The 18822-nt window shown below is 72.1% G+C and carries 16 protein-coding genes; 1 reads left to right on the forward strand and 15 read right to left on the reverse strand.

What is annotated here, in order from left to right; translation table 11 throughout:
* Window positions 1–53: 53 nt before the first annotated feature.
* The 6 genes from mycP to ABGB05_RS13720 all read right to left on the reverse strand — a co-directional run bounded on the left by mycP (window position 54) and on the right by ABGB05_RS13720 (window position 7981).
* Complete coding sequence (mycP, locus tag ABGB05_RS13695) at window positions 54–1307, reverse strand: type VII secretion-associated serine protease mycosin (protein WP_347653750.1); 1254 nt, start codon at window positions 1305–1307, stop codon at window positions 54–56.
* A 53-nt stretch (window positions 1308–1360) separates the two neighbouring features.
* A complete protein-coding gene (locus ABGB05_RS13700; protein ID WP_347653645.1) occupies window positions 1361–2827 on the reverse strand; it encodes a hypothetical protein in 1467 nt (488 codons plus the stop codon).
* On the reverse strand, window positions 2827–3327 hold the full coding sequence (locus tag ABGB05_RS13705; RefSeq protein WP_347653646.1) for a hypothetical protein: 501 nt from the start codon (window positions 3325–3327) through the stop codon (window positions 2827–2829). The genes ABGB05_RS13700 and ABGB05_RS13705 overlap by 1 nt, the downstream gene beginning before the upstream one ends.
* A 148-nt stretch (window positions 3328–3475) precedes the next feature.
* Window positions 3476–4600: a DegT/DnrJ/EryC1/StrS family aminotransferase gene (locus tag ABGB05_RS13710; protein ID WP_347653647.1), complete on the reverse strand. Its 1125-nt coding sequence runs from the start codon at window positions 4598–4600 to the stop codon at window positions 3476–3478.
* A gap of 44 nt (window positions 4601–4644) precedes the next feature.
* A complete protein-coding gene (locus ABGB05_RS13715; RefSeq protein WP_347653648.1) occupies window positions 4645–5727 on the reverse strand; it encodes a Gfo/Idh/MocA family oxidoreductase in 1083 nt (360 codons plus the stop codon).
* Between the two features lie 346 nt (window positions 5728–6073).
* Window positions 6074–7981 carry a polysaccharide biosynthesis protein gene (locus ABGB05_RS13720; protein WP_347653649.1) on the reverse strand — a complete coding sequence of 636 codons (1908 nt, stop codon included), beginning with the start codon at window positions 7979–7981 and terminating at the stop codon, window positions 6074–6076.
* 237 nt (window positions 7982–8218) lie between these two features.
* On the opposite strand from ABGB05_RS13720, the gene ABGB05_RS13725 reads away from it, so the two are divergent.
* Window positions 8219–9256, forward strand: a complete 1038-nt coding sequence (locus ABGB05_RS13725; RefSeq protein ID WP_347653650.1) for a hypothetical protein — start codon at window positions 8219–8221, stop codon at window positions 9254–9256.
* Between the two features lie 90 nt (window positions 9257–9346).
* On the opposite strand, the gene ABGB05_RS13730 is transcribed toward ABGB05_RS13725, so the two are convergent.
* The 9 genes from ABGB05_RS13730 to ABGB05_RS13770 all read right to left on the reverse strand — a co-directional run bounded on the left by ABGB05_RS13730 (window position 9347) and on the right by ABGB05_RS13770 (window position 18814).
* A complete protein-coding gene (locus ABGB05_RS13730; RefSeq protein WP_347653651.1) occupies window positions 9347–10747 on the reverse strand; it encodes a hypothetical protein in 1401 nt (466 codons plus the stop codon).
* A 77-nt stretch (window positions 10748–10824) separates the two neighbouring features.
* Window positions 10825–12330, reverse strand: coding sequence for a hypothetical protein (locus ABGB05_RS13735; protein ID WP_347653652.1), 1506 nt, complete (start codon window positions 12328–12330; stop codon window positions 10825–10827).
* The gene (locus ABGB05_RS13740) at window positions 12327–13079 is read right to left on the reverse strand and encodes a class I SAM-dependent methyltransferase (protein ID WP_347653653.1); all 753 of its coding nucleotides are present in this window, start codon (window positions 13077–13079) and stop codon (window positions 12327–12329) included. The genes ABGB05_RS13735 and ABGB05_RS13740 overlap by 4 nt, the downstream gene beginning before the upstream one ends.
* Complete coding sequence (locus tag ABGB05_RS13745) at window positions 13060–13947, reverse strand: glycosyltransferase (protein WP_347653654.1); 888 nt, start codon at window positions 13945–13947, stop codon at window positions 13060–13062. Before ABGB05_RS13745 ends, ABGB05_RS13740 begins: the two co-directional genes overlap by 20 nt.
* Window positions 13944–14663, reverse strand: a complete 720-nt coding sequence (locus ABGB05_RS13750; RefSeq protein WP_347653655.1) for a GNAT family protein — start codon at window positions 14661–14663, stop codon at window positions 13944–13946. The genes ABGB05_RS13745 and ABGB05_RS13750 overlap by 4 nt, the downstream gene beginning before the upstream one ends.
* Window positions 14657–16015 (reverse strand): hypothetical protein, encoded by a 1359-nt coding sequence (locus ABGB05_RS13755; protein ID WP_347653656.1) that lies wholly within the window; start codon window positions 16013–16015, stop codon window positions 14657–14659. Before ABGB05_RS13755 ends, ABGB05_RS13750 begins: the two co-directional genes overlap by 7 nt.
* On the reverse strand, window positions 16012–16638 hold the full coding sequence (locus tag ABGB05_RS13760) for a sugar transferase (protein WP_347653657.1): 627 nt from the start codon (window positions 16636–16638) through the stop codon (window positions 16012–16014). Before ABGB05_RS13760 ends, ABGB05_RS13755 begins: the two co-directional genes overlap by 4 nt.
* The gene (locus tag ABGB05_RS13765; RefSeq protein WP_347653658.1) at window positions 16635–17696 is read right to left on the reverse strand and encodes a GNAT family N-acetyltransferase; all 1062 of its coding nucleotides are present in this window, start codon (window positions 17694–17696) and stop codon (window positions 16635–16637) included. The genes ABGB05_RS13760 and ABGB05_RS13765 overlap by 4 nt, the downstream gene beginning before the upstream one ends.
* A complete protein-coding gene (locus ABGB05_RS13770) occupies window positions 17693–18814 on the reverse strand; it encodes an aminotransferase class I/II-fold pyridoxal phosphate-dependent enzyme (RefSeq protein ID WP_347653751.1) in 1122 nt (373 codons plus the stop codon). The genes ABGB05_RS13765 and ABGB05_RS13770 overlap by 4 nt, the downstream gene beginning before the upstream one ends.
* Between the last annotated feature and the right edge of the window lie 8 nt (window positions 18815–18822).

Consider the following 18822-nt stretch of genomic DNA (forward strand, 5'->3'; position numbering starts at 1 on the left):
CGTCGTCCCGGTTCCGACGGCACCGAAGGGGTCAGGCGACGCCTGCCCAGTTCCTACCTGCCCTGGTAGGGCGGGCCGGGGTGGGTGGGCGGACCGGCCTGGCCGGGTGGACCGTACCCGGGCGGGGGATAGCCGGATGTTGGTGGATAGCTGGGCGCCGGATAGCCCACCGGGCCGCCACCACCGGGCGGCGGATAGCCGGCCGGTACGGGTGGTGGGCCGCGTCGCCGACGGGACCGGGCGACGAGCCAGACGACCAGGCCGACGCCGACCAGGACCACCAGCAGACAGAGCCCGCCGAGGACGTACGCGAGCGGGCTGAGCGTGACGCCGGTGCCGCCGTCGGGCAGGGGCGCGGCGGCGGGCTCGGAGGGTACCTGGGAGGTGGGCGGTGCGGCGCTCGGCGTGGGCTCGGCCGGGGCGGGCTGGACGTCGGCGGTGAGCGCCTTGACCAGGTTGAGCGAGCCGTAGCCGTACTCCGGGTCACGGCCGGGGGCGCCCTTGTCGTCGGCGGTCGCGGTGAGCCGGTGCACCACCTCGGTCGCAGACAGGTCCGGGAACTTCGACCGGACCAGCGCCGCCGCCCCCGCCACGATCGCCGTGGCATTGCTCGTACCGGTGCTGGTCAGATAGATCCCAGACCGGCTGGTGGAGGCGATGTCCGCCCCTGGCGCGGTGATCCCCATCTCGGCGCCGGTCACCGTGATCGGGTCCAGTCGGCCATCCCGACCGAGGGCGCCGACCGCCAGGACTCCGGGGTATCGGGCGGGGTAGATGATGCGATCGGCGTCTGTGGTGTTGCCCGACGCCGCCACGAGGACAACATCGGCGGCCAGTGCGCGCTCGACCGCTTCCTTCAGGGCGGTGGTGGTTCCGCCGCTCACAGAGAGAGAAACCACTTTTGCCCCGCGTGCCACCGCCTCGTTGATCGCGGTATGCAGGTTGCCTCCCCTGCTGACCTTGGCCTGCGCGTTTCGGATGGGCAGAATCTTGGCTTGGGGGGCGATGCCGAGGGCGCCATCCGTATTGCCTGGCCCGTGCCCGTGTGCGGCGATGAGGCCGGCCATGGCGGTGCCGTGACCCTGGGTGTCCCGCAGACCCTGGGTATCTTCCCCGGTCAGGTCCAGGCCAGGCAGTACGTTACCGGTCAGGTCACGGTGTTCGGCGTTCACACCGGTGTCCACCACCGCCACCGTTACCCCGGCACCACGACTGATCTGGTGTACCTCGTTGATTTTCAACGCACGTAGATGCCACTGGCGATCCCGTGCCTCGTCCGCCATTGCCGGCAGGGGCGCCCCCAGCATCGCCGCGAGCACCCCACTCACTACTGCCGCGCACCAGCGCGAGCCTTTCAACGTCACCGGTCCTGCCCGAGGACCCCGGTTCCAGGGTCGTGCCGGCTGACGCTGCGGTTCGGCTCGATCGAGGGCGCGACACCCTCCTCAACGGCCCACGGGTTGTCCGGGTCCCAGTGTTGGGAGTCGCGGTCATCGGAGCCCTGCTGACCCCGTCGACCACCCGGACCACCGGCCATGCCGGCACCACGGCCCCCGGCCGCTCCGCCGCCAGCCCCGCGACCGCCGGCCGACCCTCCGGAGGGCCCGATCACGCCGCCGACCGGATTGGCCCGAGGTGCACCGCCGGCCGGATTGCCCCTGGGGGCGGCCCCGCCGCCCATCGGCATACCGCCGCCACCGATCGGCACGCCGCCGACGCCTCCGCCCGGCCGCCCACCGATCACGCCGCCCGGGGGTACGCCGCCTCCGCCTCCGCCGATATTGGCAGCGCCCAGCGGCCCGACCCGCCCGGCACCGGGCCCCGAGACGGAAGGGATCTTGCCGCCGCCGCTGAGCGGCGAGACGCCCGGGATGAGACCCGGAGTACCCAGCCCGGGACCGGGTCCGACCGGTGGGGGCAACGGGCTGCCCGGAGGCGGGGGAGGAATCGGTGTCGGCGGTGGCACGGTGGGCGTCGGAGGAACCACGCTCGACAGCCCGGGACCATCCATGTCATAACCCGGCAGCTCGGAGTCCGGTAGCGTTCTGACCGGCCCCGACTCGGGAAGGTGCCCGTCGATGAATCCGGGCCGGGATTCCACCACGTCCCGGTCAAGGCGGTGCCGAGGAGGTGGGATCACCGGCGGACGAACGGGCCGCTCCTCGGACTCCTCGCCGAACTCGTCGCCACCCCCGGCTTCGCGGATCTCTGGTGGAACATATTCCGGTGGTGGTTGCACGCGGTTGCCGCTGTCGCGCGCGGTTGTGTCGAGTCGAGCCATCACCGCGCGGGCCTGGCGGTTGAGTTCTTCCTGCCGGCCGTCCTCGACCGGCGGTGTGGTCACCGCGCCGTAGATGTTCTCGCCCGCCCAGTCGCCCAGCAGCCGGCCACCGACCCCGCCGTACGCCTGGCCGATTGTTCCGCCGATGTTGCCCGCCTGCTCCACCTGGCGCTGATAGTCGGCGAGCTTCTGCTGGTTGTTGACGTACTCCTCGTAGATCGGCTTGAGCGTAGTTTCGGTCTGCTCGATGCCGTCCGCGACGTAGTTGATGTGCCTCGCGTTGTTCGCCGATGCTGACGACGTCTGCTGTGCGGCGTCGATGAGGCGGTCCAGCTCGGCCATGTACGCGGCGGCGGCGGCGTTGGTTTCGGGCGGCCAGATCTCGGCGAGCTGGCGCCGACAGTCGAGAAGCGCCGCCGAGTGCTGGTCAAGCATGCTGGACGCCCGCTGCCACGCGTCGACCTGCGTGCGACTGGGTTGGAGCTCCTGGCGAGCACCGGTGACCATCTGCCAGAGTTGTACGACGTTGAAGGGACCGGGCGGCATCAGACGTACCTCCCCGTGCTCGGTTGGGGCGACGGGCTTGGCTGGGGCGACGTCGGTTGCTGCTGCTCGGGCGAGACGAGGACGTTGTTCACGTCGCTGACCTTCGCCTGTGACAACTCGTCCGCGTCGCGGTAACTCTTGGCGATGCGCTCCGCCGCCTGTGCCAGCCGGAGCGTTCCGAGGTCCAGATTGTCCAACGCCTGGCAGGTCTTCTCGATGCAGACGTGGTAGTTCTGCCGGAGACTCTCCCAGTCAGGGCCGGGGATGCCGAGACCGATCGTCGAACCGGTCGACGCCGCCTCGTAGACCGGAGGTAGCTGGGTGCGGTAGCCCTCCTGCAGCTCCTCGCGCATCACCTTGGCGGCCTTGGCCAGGCCGTCGATGTTGACGCTGATCTGCTGGAACAGTGCCGCGGCCGCGACACCGGCGGCGGCGCCCATCTGGGCGCCGATAACCGCGCCCATCGCAGCCGCCGTGCCCCCTGGATCGACCGGGCTCATCCCAACCCCTCCCCGCAGGTGTTGTGGAACATCAGCGCCGCTCATTGTAGCTGAGCCGCGACACTTCGCTGATGCCTCGACAGTGGCCCGATCGGCCATAATCCACTGTCGACAGGCCGCCGCCACGGAGATGCCGGCCGGGCGCTCCTCACATCCGGTCGAAGTAGGTGCGAACCTCAGCGACCACCGTGTCGAGCTGTTCGTCGGTGAGTTCGGGGTAGAGCGGCAGGGAGAGGCATTCCCGGGCCCACGCCTCGGTCACCGGCAGGTCACCGGGGCGGTATCCGAGCGAGGCGTACGCGGGCTGCAGGTGCAGCGGGACCGGGTAGTGCACGCCGGCACCGATGCCGGCCGCGTGGAGGTGGCTCAGCAGCGTGTCCCGGTGCGCGGTCCGGACCACGAACAGGTGGTGAACGCCGCGCCGGTTCGGAGGTTCGGCCGGCAGGACCAGGTCACCGACCCCGTCCAGCCGGGACCGGTACACCGCTGCCAGTTCCCGCCGCCGTTGGTTGTTCGCCCGCAGCGTGGCCAGTTTGACCCCGAGGACCGCCGCCTGCAGGGTGTCGAGCCGGGCCGCGTACCCGACGACCAGGTGTTCGTACTTCGTGGTGCGGCCGTGGTCGGAGAGGCGGCGGATCTTGTCGGCGAGCGCCGGGTCCGAGGTGGTGATCGCGCCGGCGTCACCGAACGCCCCGAGGTTCTTGCCCGGATAGAAGGAGAAGCAGCCGATCCGGCCGTAGGCCCCGGCGCGTACCACCGTTCCGTCGTCGTGGACGAACTCGGCGCCGTGGGCCTGGGCGGCGTCCTCGACCAGCGGCACCCCGGCCGCGGTGGCGAGCGCCCCGATCGCGCTGAGGTCGACCGGCAGGCCGTACAGGTGCACCGGTACGACGGCCCGGACGCGGTCGATGACCGACTTGAGCGCGTCCGGGTCCATGCCCCCGGTCTCGGCGTCGACCTCGACGAAACGCGGCCGGGCCCCGAGCCAGGTCACCGGTTCGGCGGTGGCGACGAAGGTGTGCGCCGGCACCGCCACCTCGTCGCCGGGGCCGATGCCGAGCGCGGCGAGGCTCAGATGGATCGCGGCGGTGCCGGAGGAGACGCCGACGGCGTGCCGGGTGCCGCAGAACGCGGCGAACGCCGACTCGAACTCACCGACCTCCCGGCCCAGGATGAACCGGGTGTCCTCGACGACGGCCCGGACGGCGGCGTCGATCGCGTCCCGGTGCCGGGCGTACGAGGCGGCGAGGTCGACCAGGGGGATTCGGGGCATGGCAGGCTCCTGTTCGGGAACGGGCGGGCGGGTCACCGGGCGGGTCAGGACGCGGCGGGGGCCAGGTCGGGGTACGGGCCGCCGGGGCGGGGCCGGGCGTCCGACGGCACCTCGATCCGGGGTACGGTCACCGTCGCCCCGCCGGCCCGCAGCGAGGCGTCGGCAGCCTCCAGTACGGCGACCACCCGGGCCCCGTTCCAGCCGTCGGTCCTCGGCCGGGCGCCGGTACGGACACAGTCGAGGAAGTGCGCGAGTTCCAGCGCGAGCGGCTCCGCCGTGGCGAGCACCGGTACGTGCACCGCCTCGTCGCGGAGCCGGTAGTGCCGCACGCCGGTGCCGTCCGGGTCGACCGGGTCGGCGCCCTTGTCGAAGATCGTGAGCCGGGCGGTCGGGTTCAGGTCGTCGTAGACGAGCATCCGACGGGTGCCGACGACCGTGGTCCGCCGGGTCTTCGCCGGGTCGAGCCAGCTGACGTGCATGTGTGCGACGATGTCCCCGGGGTAGCCGACGGTGACGAACATGACGTCCTCGACGCCGTCGTGCAGGTAGCGGCCACCCTGGGCGGCGACCCACCGGGGGTCGGTGCCGAGCAGGTGGTTGGCGATCGACACGTCGTGCGGGCCGATCGACCAGAACGTGTGCAGGTCACTCTGGATCCGTCCCAGGTTGAGCCGCTGCGAGTGCAGGTAGAGGACGTCCCCGATCTCACCGGACCGGATGTACTCGCGCATCCGTTCGACCGCCGGTACGTACTCGAAGGTGTGTCCGACCATCAGCACCAGGTTGGCCCGCTCGGCCGCCTCGGCCAGGGCGACCGCGTCGGCGAGCGACATCGCCAACGGTTTTTCCACGAAGACGTGCTTGCCGGCGGCCAGGGCCCGGCGGGCCAGCGGTGCGTGGCTGGGCGCCGGGGTGGCGATCACCAGGGCGACGACCTCGGGGTCGTCGAGCACCAGGTCCAGGTCGTCGGTGGCGGTCACCTGCGGGTAGCGTTCGGCCGCCGTGTGTCGTCGCTCCGGGCTGGAGTCCACGAGGTAGTGCCAGCGGGACTGTGCGAGCTTGTCGAGGTTCCGGGCGAGGTTGGTGCCCCAGTATCCGAAGCCGACCAGGCCGAGCTTTTCGGTCACGTGTCCTCTCCAGGGATCCAGATCGGGAACGGGTTGTGGGCCGTCGCAGATTCCGTGACGTACCGGTCGACGTTTGTTCGCGGATCCCGCTCACATTTTGCCGACTGTCGTACGGTGATCGTGGAGCGCGGCTCCGGGGTGATGATTCGGTTGGGTCGAGCGCCACCGTCGGGTTTCATCAATGGCAGATGATGCTTGACGGACAATGCCCGGACGACAATTCCTCCGGGATCCTGCTACGGCATTCCGCGACTCGCCAGCCGGCTGTCCGCTTCCCGACCCGCCAGCCGTTCTTCCGGCCCGGACCAGCCGTTTTCCCCGACCCGCAGCAGAGACGGCCGGCGGGTCAGGTCGGCTGGGATGACGACGGGCGGGCGCTGCGGCTGTTCGGCACCAACGGCGCGGGCAGCGGTCCCTGGTCGGGCTGACCGCAGAGCCAGGCGAGTCGTTCTGTGACCTTCTCCGGCTCGTCGTACGGGTCCAGCGTGGTGACCTCGGACGGGTTCAGCGCCGGCACCGACACGTGGGAGATCAACGGGTGCAGCGGGCGTACGTCGATCTCGCCCGTACCCAGCAGATCCTCGTGCAACTTCTCGCCCGGGCGCAGCCCGGTGTAGACGATCCGGGCCGGTCCGGGCGCCTGGGCCGCGAGTTGTCGGGCCAGGTCGTCGATGCGTACCGGCTCGCCCATGTCGAGCACCAGCGCCTCGCCGTCCCCGCCGATCGCCGCCGCCTGCAGCACCAGGTGCACCGCCTCCTGCACGCTCATCAGGTAGCGGGTGACGTCCGGGTGGGTGACGGTGATCGGCAGGCCGGCGTCGATCTGTGCGCGGAACGCGGTCACCACCGATCCCCGGCTGCTCAGCACGTTGCCGAACCGTACGCTGAGGAAGGTGCCGGGGGAGTTGGCGGCGGTGTGTGCGGTCAGTCGTTCGGTGATCCGTTTCGAATAGCCCAGGACGCTGATCGGGTTGGCCGCCTTGTCGGTAGAGATGTTCACGAACCTGGCGACGTCGCGAGCCGCGTTCAGAACCGACAGTGTTCCCCACACGTTCGTCTTGATCGCCTCTCCCGGATGGCGCTGCAGAAGGGTGAGGTGTTTCAGTGCAGCGGCGTGGAAAATGATGTCCGGTCGGCGGTTGCGAATGGTCCGGGCGATGCCCTCCGCGTCGCGGAGATCGGCCAGGATCAGTTCCGGTCCGTCGAGCAGCGCCCGCCCGCTCAGCGAGAGTTGCAGGCTGTGCAGGGCGGACTCGTCGCGGTCGAGCATCATCAGTTCGCCAGGGTCCGCACGCAGGATCTGCCGGCAGAGTTCGGAGCCGATGGAGCCACCGGCACCGGTGACCAGGACCCGTCGGCCGGTCAGTGCGGAGTCGGCGGTGACCAGGGCGGAGACGACCTGCCGGCGACCGAGCAGGTCGTCGATCTCCGCGTCCCGTACGTCGGCGACGCTGATCCGGTGGTCGACGAGTTCGCGTACCGGGGGCAGCACCTTGAACTCGGCGCCGGCGGCCAGGCTGGCGTCCCGGACGGTGCGGATCAGTTCCGCGTCCGCGTTGGCGACGGAGAAGATGACGGTCGTGGCGCCGGTCCGGGTCACCGCGGCGGCGATGTCGTCCCGACCGCCGAGCATCCGGACCCCGTCGATCCGCAACTGCCGCTTGTCGGGATCGTCGTCGAGCAGCCCGACCGGGAGGTAGCGGCTCTGCGGGTCGCTGACCATGGCGCGGAGCAGGCCCTGGCCGGCCGAGCCGAGTCCGAAGAGCAGCACCGGGGTGGCGGAGTCGGTCCGGGGCCGTAACGCCCGGTCGATCTGGTTCCGGTACGCCGCCCGCGCGGCGAGCATCAGCAGCAGGGCGACGGCCGAGCCGACCAGTGGGGTGCTCGCCGGCACCGGCCGCTCCGCCTGGGCGAGCACGGCCAGGAACACGACCACGGCGCTGATCGCCACCGTCGCGGCGAGCGCCCGTAGCTCCGACAGGCTGCCCACCGGGTGCCGACCCAGGACCCGGCGACCCATCGCGGCGACCGACTCGTGCAGGACGGCGGCGATCAGCGCCACGGCGAGCACCTGGACCAGTTGGCCGACCGTGAGGTCGAACTCGTACCTGGTCCACGCGCCCGCCCCGAATCCGATCGTCCAGGCAGCCGAGTCGCTCGCCAGCAGCGTCACGTTGCCCAGTCCGGGCTCCTTCCACCGAGGGCCGGACTGACTGTCGGAGTTGTCGACGGGTGCGGCTGCGCTGAGCGGCATGGCGGCTCCTGCTCTGGTGTCGGGGCTGCGGTCCTGGCCGCGATGGCGGGGTGCTATCCGGCGGGTAACCCACATCTATCCGCTTCCAGAGGGGTAAGGGGTTGGTTTCACATTTTTGGTGCGGGATAGCCGCGCCCGTGACGTTTGCGGCTATCTCCTCGTTGAAGCGGGTGCCCTGACCGGAAGTGGGCGCCCCGACCGGATGCGAGACAGGCTGTGACACTGACCGGAAACGTCGTGACCGGACCCGGCCCGGTGGTCGTCGACTCCGCCGGTGGTGCCACCGGCGGGGCGGCCCGCTGGCGGGCCGAACTGGACACCTTCCTCGACTCCGCCACGTCGACGCCGTACTCCGACGGGTCATCCGTACGCGTCATCGGTCAGCGACAGCAGCTCACCCCCGGCTGGTTGGTCCGCCGGGAGCGACTGGCCGGGCGGGCGACGCTGGTCGTGGCGCCGAACAACGTCTCGTTCGCGGTCGCCGGTGCGAGCCGGACGGTGCTGCTGCGCAACGCGCTGCACTTCCTGTACCCCGCCGAGGCGCACCTGCTGTCCCGGATGCCACGGGCGTTCCGGGTGCAGATTCCGGTCGTCCGGCGGCTGCTGTCCCGGGCGGATCTGGTCGTCGTCCCGTGTGCCGCGATGGGGGACCGGGTGGTCCGGTACGTGCCGGGGGTGCGGGATCGGATCGTGGTCCGCCCCCATCCGGTGACCCCGGTCGGCCCCCGGATCCCCGGCGCCGATCCGTTCATCCTGGTCCCCGTCGTGCCGGGGCCGTACAAGAACCTGACCCCGCAGCTCGCCGCGCTGCTCGCGGCGCTGGACCGGGCGGGGCGTCGGCTCCGGGTGACGGTGACCGCGCGTCCGGCCGACCTGCCCGCCCCGTTGGCCGGGCATCCGATGCTCGATCCGATCGGCATCGTCGCGCACCACGAACTGGGTCGACTGTGGCGTACGGCGACCGGCGTGTTCTACCCGTCCATCCTGGAGGCGTTCGGTTATCCGCTCGCCGAGGCCCGGGCGTACGGCGTACCGGTGTTGTCGCCGGCGAGCGAGCAGAGCCGTGAGGTGGCCGGCGGTGCGCTGCTGCCGTACCGACCGGAGGAGCCGGACAGTCTGGTCGCCGCGCTCGACGGTTTGGACCAGCCGGTCACGGCCGACCCGGCGGCGTTCGACCGGAACGACTACTTCCGGTGGCTGCTACGGCTTCCCACGGCCGGGATCCCGGCGCCGACCGCCCCGGCCGAGGCCGACTCCGCGCCCACCCGCGACTGAACCCGCCTACCACCCGTGGGTGAGCCCGCCCGTGACTGAGTCCGTCCGCGCCCGTGACTGAAGCACGTGCCTGACCACGCGCCCGCACCCTCACCCGCCCCGCCGGGTCGGGCCGGTGCGCCCCGAACCGCCGCGTCCCCGGCCGGTCGGGGGTTGCAGGGTGGTGGGGGTGAGTAGCAGCAGGCCGATCAGGAGCCAGGCGATGGTGGCCACCCGGTTCGCGGTCAGGACCGGCAGCCCGAGGGACGCGCCGAGCAGGACGATGATCAGACCGCTGGCGAGGCGGGAGGTGGGGCGGTCCAGTGCCGACCGCCGGGTGAGCCAGGCGGCGACCAGACAACCGAGTACCGCGGTGTAGATGAGCACCCCGACGAGGCCGGCGATCGCCAGCGCCTCCACCCAACCATTGTCGTAGGCTGCCGCGACCCCGCCCGCGCCGAGCCCGAACCACGGTGACGCGTCGAGCACGATCTCCCACACGTAGCGCAGGGTCGGTGCCTCCCCGAGCCGGCCCGCGGTGTAGAAACCCACCAGGTCGGATCCGCCCCCGGTCGGCCGCAACAGTCGGGTGAGGTAGTCGATGCCGATCCAGGGCGGCAGCAGGCCGTACTGGCCGGCGACCATGACCAGCACCAGGGCCGACGGGAGCGCCCACAGCCGGGCGCCGACGATGCCGAACGACCGGACCAGTTGCCAGAGTGCGATCGGCAGTCCGATCATCAGGAAGATCTTCGAAACGCTGAGGATACCGCCGATCGTCAGCAGCGTCGTGGTCACCACGAAGGCGAACCTGCTGTCCCGGTAGCGGTAGATCGCCGCGAGCAGGGCGAGCGAGTACAGCGCACCACCCTCGGCCGGTTGGTTGAAGATGCCGGTGAGCCGGCCCATCTGGGCCGCCCGCGCCGCGACGCTCTCCCCGGCCGTGTTGTTCTCCCAGAAGACCTCGAGCAGCGGGGTGATGTTGTACTGCAGGGAGATGCCGCACAGGATCGTGTTGAGGCACATCGCGACGATCAGCACCGTGCACACGGTCCGGAGCAGGCGCCGGAGGTCAGCGCCCGAACTCGCCAACATCAGCGCCAGGGCCAGCGCGGCGAGCGGCAACAGGAGATTGTCCAGCCCGGCCAGGACGCTGCCCGACTCGACGCTGGTGAGGACCCGGGTCGGGGCGGAACCGCCGACGACGGCGATCAGCAACTCGACGACCAGGAGCGCCACCAGCAGGGCACCGACCGCGGTCACCCGTAGGCGGCGGCCGGAGAGCAGACCGGCCAGCAGCAGCGAGTAGACCACGATCTGCTCGGTACGGATCCCGGCCTGCGAGGTGTACGGCCCGAACACCCCCACGGTGGCCAGTGCCGCCACCCCGTATGCGAGGCGGTTCCCGCCGAACCGGCGTCGGGAGCCGACCCGACTCCCGACGGCCGGCAGGGGCGCCGGCAGCGTCGGGAACGGGGCAGGTCCGCTGTGGGCGTGTCGTGCCTCCACCATCGTCGGTTCTCCACCTCTGCTGCGCGGGTCGGTCCGGGTGAGATCACGGCACCGGCCGGGGCGGCCCGGCCCACCGATCACGCCGGTCCGGGTCGCCACGGCGGGCGGTCCGTCCGGTGGCTTGTGGCGGGTGCGTCGTCGCGGGCCGGTGCGGACACGTACGGGCCGGTGCCGGCGGATCCGTCAGGTACGGCCGGAGCAGCCGTGGGCCGTCGGTGCCGGCGGCTGAGCCACCATGCGTACAACCACGCGGCAGCCGAGGAGGTGACGGCGGCGAGTACGTAACCGGTCAACGTGGTGGCGAAGGGGAACAGGGCGAGGAAGACCAGTACCCCGGTCAGGTTGACGGTGGCGTTGGCCCAGGCCAGCCCCGAAGCGGTCAGCCGGCCGATCAGGCCCTGGGTGAGGTAGACCAGGAAACCGCGCAGACAGAGGATCCGGGCCAACGGCACGGCGCCGACGAACGCGCCGCCGTACGCCAGTGGGAGCAGCCAGCCGACGCTGAGCGCCACCCCGGCGGTGATGGTCAGGGCGAGCGCGAGCCCGGCCCGGTCGGGTCCGGCGGCGGCCGGGCGCCGGCCGGTGAGACCGCGCAGCAGGTTTGCCGAGCCGAGCAGACCGACGAGTTGTCCGGCCGACGCCGCCACGGCATAGCTGCCGATCTCGCCGGCGGTGAAGTAGATCGGCATCAGCAGCAGGTCGACGCGGCTGCCGAGCAGGTAGAGAACACTGCCCACGTGGTACGTCAGGGCGAAGCGGAACAGTGGCCACGGTCGGCTCCGATCCGCGGCGGTCCGCCGGGGACGGGGAACGGCGGAGCGGCCGCGCCGGAGGAGCCCACCGACGAGGAGGGTCGGCAGCCACAGGCTCGCGCAGAACGCCACGATGAAACCGGGGACGGCGAGGGCCGGCCGCCAGGTGGCGAGCAGAACGACCACGGCCACACCGCAGAGGTAGACGACGGGCTGGGTGAGCCGGAGCACCGCGTACCGCTGCCAGCGTCCGGCGAGCAGCAGGAGAGTGGCCCGGACGTCGAAGGTGACCGTACCGAGTACCGCGACCGGCATTCCGACCAGGAACAACCAGCCGTCGAGCAGCGAGTGTGCGACCGCGATCGACAGCACCGCGGCGACCCCGCCGGCGGAGAGCATGGTGCCGAGCCCGACCAGTACGAGCCGACCGCCGCCCGTGGGTTCGCCGGGGACTCTGTCGGACGGCAGCCCGCCGGGGACTCTGTCGGACGGCAGCCCGCCGGCGGCCCCGTCGGAGAGTGTGGCGCGGCCGGCCCCGGCGCGGCGGGCCAGCAGCGCCTTGTCGATGGAGAGCCCGCCCGTCCAGCCCATCACCTGCGCCCAGGTGGTCAGGATGACGAGGTGGCCCCGGCCGGTCGGGCCGACACAGCGGGCGATGAGGACGCTGGTGACGATCAGCAGGGCGGGGCCGAGCAGGATCGCCAGTTCCAGGGAACGTTCCCGGGTCAGCGACAGTACGGCCCGACGTACCAGGGTCGGGGTCCGGGCCGGCCCACGACGTGCCTCGCGGTTCCGGCCGGTTCGCCGTCCGGAACGGGCGAGATGTGTCAAGCGCTCCGTCCCACCAGGTACATCGACTGGCCGTCGGTCTCGGTGCCGTGCGTGAAGTCCCGGACCGCGAGCCCGGCCTCGTCGAGCAGGGAGTCGAAGAACTCCAGGTCGTAGCGGACACAGTGCAGTTGCCCCGACCAGGAGAGCGGGCCGTACCCGGCCGGGTCGACCGCCTCCCGGTCGACGTCCTTCTCCACGAACGCGGTGAAGAAGGCGAGCCCGTCCGGCCGCAGCGTCCGCCGGAACTCCCCGAGGTACGCCCGCACGTCGGCGGTCCGCATGTGCGAGTAGACCGAGTACGCGTAGATCACGTCGTAGCTGTCGTCGGCCGCCGGCAGCCGGGTGTCACTGGTCCCTGCGGCGTTGTACCGCTCGTTACGGGTGTTGACGAAGGTGAAGTCGTAGCCGGGACGGCGGCCGATGTGCCGACCGGCCCACTCGATGAGATGGCGCTGTACGTCGACACCGTGGTACCGGTCGATCCGACCGAGTCGTTCGGCGATGCCGATGGCCAGCCGTCCGGCGCCGCAACCCCAGTCGAGCAGCGTCGACCGGTTGTCCAGCCCGGCGAGGGTGACGAGCCGGTCGGTGTCCGCGAGCGCGCCGGCGACGAAGTCGCGGTCGTCCTGGAAGTGCTTGCCGCCCATCCGGAACGGCCGGGGCGGCAGCGGGATCCCGCTCGCCGGCCCGCGCCCCTGGTGGGTGCGGACCAGGGCGGCGGTACGGGCGTCACGGAGCAGTTGTTTCATCTCTGGTCCAATCCATGTCTGGTCCCTCGGCGGCGCCGGTCCGGTCGGCCGCCGCGATGATGTCGTGGCAGTAGCGGGCCGCCTCGACCTGCGCCCGCAGCACCCGCCAGCTGCGGAGCAGCCCGGTCGCCTGGTGTTCGACGTGGGTGACCCGGAGGGCAGGTTCGAAGAGCACCGGCAGGCCTAGGCGGTGGCAGTGCTCGGCCACCGTGATCTCCTCACCGAAGAGGAAGGGGCGGTGGCGCAGGCTTCCACCGGCCGTGAAGTACCGCTGGTGCAGGGCGATGAACGAACCGTGCGGGGCGTAGATGAGCCGGGCGTGGCTCGCCCGGTCCGACGTACCGGGCGACCTCCGGGGGCGGACCCGGGTCCGTACCCGGTCGGCGAGCAGGGAGGCCTGCGCGGTGAGCGGGTGGGCCAGCTTGGTGCGCAACCGCCGCATCTGGCGGACCGTGGGCCGGGTGGTCAGGTGGGGATTCTGCTCCCGGCCGGCGGGAACGCCGACCACCGACGGTGCCACCACCGGGGTACGACCGTCCAGCGTCAGCAGCCGGGTGAGGAACGTCGGATCCGCCAGTCGCACGTCCACGTTGGAGACGACCGTCCAGATGGCGGTCTCCGGAGTCTGGTCGAGCAGCCAGCGGGCGCCGCCGAAGTAGCCGAGGTTGCCGGGGGCGGCCCGGACCGACACCCGCGGGTGGTCCCGGGTCACCTCGTGGAGTTTTGTCAGCTCGTGGGTGTCGTCGCTGTTGTCCACCACCGTCATCCGCCAGTTGGTGCAGTCCTGGGCCAGCAGCGAGCGGAGGTAGCCGTCCAGCGCGGTGGCACCGAAGTAGTTCACCGCGACGACGTGCACGGCGGCGGTCATCGGCCGGCCTCCCGTCGACCGTTGGACGCCGGGGTGGGCACGCTCGACAGTCGGGTGGGGCGCAGTGGACGTGGTGTGTCCGGCTGGCTGGGCAGGCCCGCCACCGGGCGGTCCGACGCCGAACGGTCCGCCGGCTGCGCGGTCGGGCGGGGGCCGCAGACCCGTTCGACGTACTCGGCGGCGTCGGGCAGCGCGTCGAACTCCGGGGCGAGGACCGCGACCCGGACCAGGTCGTGCCAGGCGCCGTGCCGGAACACGGCCTCCCGGTCCCGGCCCTCGACCCGCCAACCGCACTTGCGGACGTACGCGCCGAGGCTGGCGGCGTTGAAGTCGAGGATGGTGCTGTGCAGCCGGCGCAGGCCCACCTCGTGGAACGACCACGCCATGACCAGCTTTATCGAGTCGCTGCCCGCTCCCTTCGGCGCCAGTCCGGGCATCAGCTTGACGGCGGTGAGGGCCGACCGGTTGTGCCAGTCGACGTCCCAGAGGCCGGTCAGGCCGACCGGCCGGTCCGTCGACGCCTCGGTCACGGTCAGCCGACGGTTGCGCGGGTCCCGCAGCGCGTGTGGGAACCACTCCCGTTGCGCGTCGGGGGCGACGGGCCAGTCCCACCCCACCACGTGGGTACGGACCGCTGTGGTGTTGGCCAGCTCGGCCAGGAAATCCAGGTCGTCGGCCCGCATCGGTCGTAGGCCGACGAGTCGCCCGGTCAGCATGGCGCACCCTTCGGTGGCAGGTTGTTGCCGTCCGACCGGTGGCGGAGGCGCCCGGAGGTCGGACGGGGGAGCGGCGGCACCGCCACGGTGCCGGCCACCGGGGCGGCCGTCCCGATTGGTGTCGCGGGTGGCGTCGCCAACAGAGCCGTCGTGGTGCGGGCCGGCGGGGCCGTGGTCGTGCGGGCCGGCGGGGCTTCCTGCCGGACGACCTGACGTACCAGCGTGCCGACCCGCGCCATGTCCCGCTCGGTCCACCGGGCGTCGGTGTGCAGCATGAGCATGCGTGCGGAGTAGTCCAGGTGCCGGGTGCCGGACTCGCCGGGACGCAGCGTCCAGAGCACCGCCGGATAAACGGCCCGGGCGATCAGCGCCCGGCGCAGCTCCTCCCGACGCCGGTGCGAGTCGCACTCCAGGACCACCCCGAACGGGTACGCCCGCGCGGTGAGCCCGGGCAGCGTGGCCAGCCGGTCGGCCAGTACCGCGGCGTTGGTGATCCGGCGTACCCGTAGCTCGTCGACCGGCAGCGCGTGGAGCAGCTGGGCGGAAAGGTCCGAGACGGCGCTCACCCCGGCCGACCGCAGCCGTCGTTCCCCGTCGGCGTAGCCGGCCAGGTACGGCTCCTTGGCCAGCCCGGCGCCGCCCAGGTACGCGGTCTTGAGGCACATCGCCGACAGGATCGTGCCGGCGGCCAGCCGTTGCCCGTCCGACGGTGCCGGAGGCGGCGGCAACGGAGCGCCGACGGTGGACCAGAGCATCCCACCGTCGGGTAGCGGCAGGGTCTTGCGCAGCGAGGCGAAGGCGTAGTCCGCGCCGAGGTGTGGCAGCCAGGGTGCCAGCGGGTCGTGGGTCGCGTCGACGACCACCGTCGGACCGGCTGCCGGGGTCGGGGTGGGCGGCCGGACCGGCGGGGTGCCGAAGTACGAGACCAGGACCAGCACCTCGTCGACGCCGACCCGGGGTGGATTTCCGACCCCGGCCGGCCCGGCGTCGTAGCGGTGGACCGGAAGCACCGCCGCGACGTCGTCGGCGACCTCGGGGCAGTAGTACTCCGGCAGGTGGACGGCGGTCCAGCCGTGCTCGCGGCGGCCGACCTCCAGCAGTGCGACGAGCGCCTGCCGACCCGAGCCGTAGAGTCGGAACTCCTCCGCCGGCCCGGCCCAGCCGCCGCCGGTCGGCAGCCCGAGCGGGAACGCCGACCCGACCTCCCAGCGGTCCGCAGCGAGGCCGCCCCGACCGGTGCGGCCACCGGCCTGACCGGAGCCGGAGCGGAGCCGACCGCGTGCCGTTCCGGTCCGGGCCGCGCTGTCCGGAGCACCGACCGGCCCGTCCGTCAGGTTGTCCACAGTGCTCACTCGACCCGCTCCAGGACCGGGGTGAGCAGCTGGACGTCGTCGACCTCGTGCAGGCTCTGGCCCCGGATCTCACCGCGCCGGAACGGTTCGACCAGGGTACGGACCAGGATCCGGGCGTCGAGCCAGAGCGACCAGCTGTCGACGTACCGGACGTCGAGGTCGAGGCGCTGGCCGAGGGTGAGCGAGCGCCGGCCGCTGGTCTGGGCGAGGCCGGTGATACCCGGACGTACCTCGTGCCGCCGGGCGTGGTGGCTGGTGTACCGGGGCAGGTACTCCATCAGCAGCGGCCGGGGGCCGACCAGGCTCATCCGTCCGGTCAGCACGTGCACCAGCTCCGGCAGCTCGTCGAGACTGGTCCGGCGGAGGAACCGGCCGATCCGGGTGGAGCGGACCTCGTCGGTGGTCCAGATCTCCTCACCCGGCAGTGGGTCCCGCATGGTGCGGAACTTGGTCAACGCGAACGGCACACCGTACCGGCCGGGACGGAGCTGCTGGAACAGCACCGGCCGACCGGACGTGACCAGGATGGCCAGTGCGACGACCCCCATCAGTGGGCCGAGGACCAGCAGCAGCAGGCTCGCCAGCACCACGTCCAGCAGCCGTTTGACACGTACGGCGGTCACGGGCGGTCCCCTCCGATCCGGTACGCCGGGAAGAATCCCGACGACTCGAGGTCCTCGACAGCGCGGTGGAGTTCCCGGGCCCGTTCGGCCGTCAGGGCGGCGTAGCGGTCCGGATCCACCACGACGGCACCGACCCAGAAGGGCGTACGGGTGCCGCCGAACGAGCGCTTGAACTGGAAGAGGTTGTCGTCGGGGCGTACCCCGCCCCCGAGGTGCACCAGCAGGCAGCCGGTTTCCGCCGCCCACTCCAGCACCGTCCACAGCAGCAGGTTGTTGGCTCCGTCCCGGGCGCCGCGCGGGTCCGACCCGGCGAGGTGGTAGTGCACCCGTTGCCGGTGCCGGAACAGCAGGGCGCTGGCCACCACCGTGCCGGCCGCGTCGTTGACCTGCACCAGGTGCAGGTCCGGGCCGACCCCGTCGACCAGCCGCCGGTAGTACTCGTCGGGGAAGAGGTAGCCGGGGGCGCCGCCGACCCGGGCCATCGTCTCCGCGTACCGCTGCCGGAAGGGCGACCCGGGCGCGACGTCCGCGGCGGTCGCGGGCCGCAGGGTCACGGTCTGCCCGGTGTTGCGGGCCTTGCGCACGGCGGTCCGGGACCGGCCCTCCATCGCCGCCCAGACCGCCGCCGGACCCCGGTCCACCGGCACGGTGATGGTGTCGGCGAGCCGGGTCAGCCGGACTCCGGGCAGTTCGTGGGTGCGTTGCACCGAGGTCAGGTCGAGTGGGGAGAACCGCAGGAAGAGGGTGACCAGGCCCTGGTCCCGCCAGGCGTCGACCGCGTCGGCCCAGAACCGGGCCAGGTCCGTGCCGTGCCGGCCGGCCCGGACGTGCAGACCGGAGTAGCCGTACGGGCTGACCGCGTCCGAGGTGCCGTCGTCGAGTCGACGGACGACGTACGGGACCAGGATGTCGCCGTCGCGGTGCGCGAGTCGCCACTCGCCGCGCTCCGGTACCGCGGCGGCCGCGCCGTACCCGGGGGTGAAGTACACGTCCGGGTACGGCAGGTCGAGCGCGGTGGTTTCCGGGCCGCCGTCCCGGACGGCGAGGCCGACCGTCACCGTCGGCTCTCCAGGAACTGCGCGACCGCGCTCATCACCCGGGTGGTCTGCGCCTCGGTCAGCCCGGAGCCGCTGGGCAGGTTGAGCCCGTCCGCGAAGAGTCGCTGCGCGGCGCCGGTGAGCCGGGACCGGGCGTCGGCGAAGACCGGCTGCAGGTGCATCGGCTTCCACACCGGCCGGGTCTCGATCTCCTGCTCGGCGAGGTGCCGGGCCAGTTCAGCGGCCTGCCAGCCGGCCTGTCCGGGGTCGACGACGATGGTGGTGAGCCAGCAGTTCGCGCCCGGGTCGCCGTCGGCGAGCAGGTGCACGCCGGGGGTGGCGGCGAAGAGTTTCGCGTACCGTTCGCGGAGCCGGCGGCGACGGTCGATCATCCCGTCCAGCCGGCGCAGCTGGGCCCGGCCGAGGGCGGCGAGCAGGTTGCTGAGCCGGTAGTTGTAGCCGACGTCGGTGTGTTCGTAGTGTGCGACCGGCTGCCGGGCCTGGGTGGAGAGGTAGCGGCAGCGGGCGGCCAACGCGGTGTCGTCGGTGACCAGCATGCCGCCACCCGAGGTGGTCATGATCTTGTTGCCGTTGAAGGAGAGGACCCCGACCCGGCCGAACGAGCCCGCCGCCCGGCCCCGGTGGGCCGCGCCGAGCGCCTCGGCGGCGTCCTCGACGACCGGAACGCCGGCCGCCGCGCAGACCGGCAGCAGCCGCTGGTAGTCGACGCAGGCGCCGAACATGTCCACCGGGACAACCGCCCCGACGGCACGCCCCTCCCGGCGCAGTTCGGTCAGGAGTTCCTCGACGAGGTCGACGTCGACATTGCCGGTGGCCGGGTCGCAGTCGACGAAGACCGGCTCCGCGCCGGTGTAGACGACCGCGTTGGCGGTGGCCACGAAGGTCAGGGTGGGGACCAGGACCGTCTGGCCGGGGCCGACACCGAGGGCGAGCAGCGCCAGGTGCAGGGCGGCGGTGCCGGAACTCACCGCGACCGCCTCGGCGGTGCCGACCCGGGCCGCCATCTCGGCCTCGAAAGCGTCGAGTTCCGGGCCGGCCGGCGCGACCCATCCCGAACGCAGGGCCCGGATCAGGTACGACTCCTCGAGCGGCCCGATGTCCGGGGGCGAGAGCAGGATCCGGCTCA

Origin of the sequence: Plantactinospora sp. B5E13 (assembly GCF_039871775.1) — a bacterium.
Lineage (GTDB): Bacteria > Actinomycetota > Actinomycetes > Mycobacteriales > Micromonosporaceae > Plantactinospora.

What these genes read in the sequence shown, in the direction of transcription:
- ABGB05_RS13700 (WP_347653645.1), bottom strand. Translation starts at nt 2,827, where the DNA reads ATGCCGCCCGGTCCCTTCAACGTCGTACAACTCTGGCAGATGGTCACC.
- ABGB05_RS13720 (WP_347653649.1), bottom strand. Translation starts at nt 7,981, where the DNA reads ATGCCGCTCAGCGCAGCCGCACCCGTCGACAACTCCGACAGTCAGTCC.
- ABGB05_RS13710 (WP_347653647.1), bottom strand. Translation starts at nt 4,600, where the DNA reads ATGCCCCGAATCCCCCTGGTCGACCTCGCCGCCTCGTACGCCCGGCAC.
- mycP (WP_347653750.1), bottom strand. Translation starts at nt 1,307, where the DNA reads ATGCTGGGGGCGCCCCTGCCGGCAATGGCGGACGAGGCACGGGATCGC.
- ABGB05_RS13730 (WP_347653651.1), bottom strand. Translation starts at nt 10,747, where the DNA reads ATGGTGGAGGCACGACACGCCCACAGCGGACCTGCCCCGTTCCCGACG.
- ABGB05_RS13740 (WP_347653653.1), bottom strand. Translation starts at nt 13,079, where the DNA reads ATGAAACAACTGCTCCGTGACGCCCGTACCGCCGCCCTGGTCCGCACC.
- ABGB05_RS13745 (WP_347653654.1), bottom strand. Translation starts at nt 13,947, where the DNA reads ATGACCGCCGCCGTGCACGTCGTCGCGGTGAACTACTTCGGTGCCACC.
- ABGB05_RS13750 (WP_347653655.1), bottom strand. Translation starts at nt 14,663, where the DNA reads ATGCTGACCGGGCGACTCGTCGGCCTACGACCGATGCGGGCCGACGAC.
- ABGB05_RS13705 (WP_347653646.1), bottom strand. Translation starts at nt 3,327, where the DNA reads ATGAGCCCGGTCGATCCAGGGGGCACGGCGGCTGCGATGGGCGCGGTT.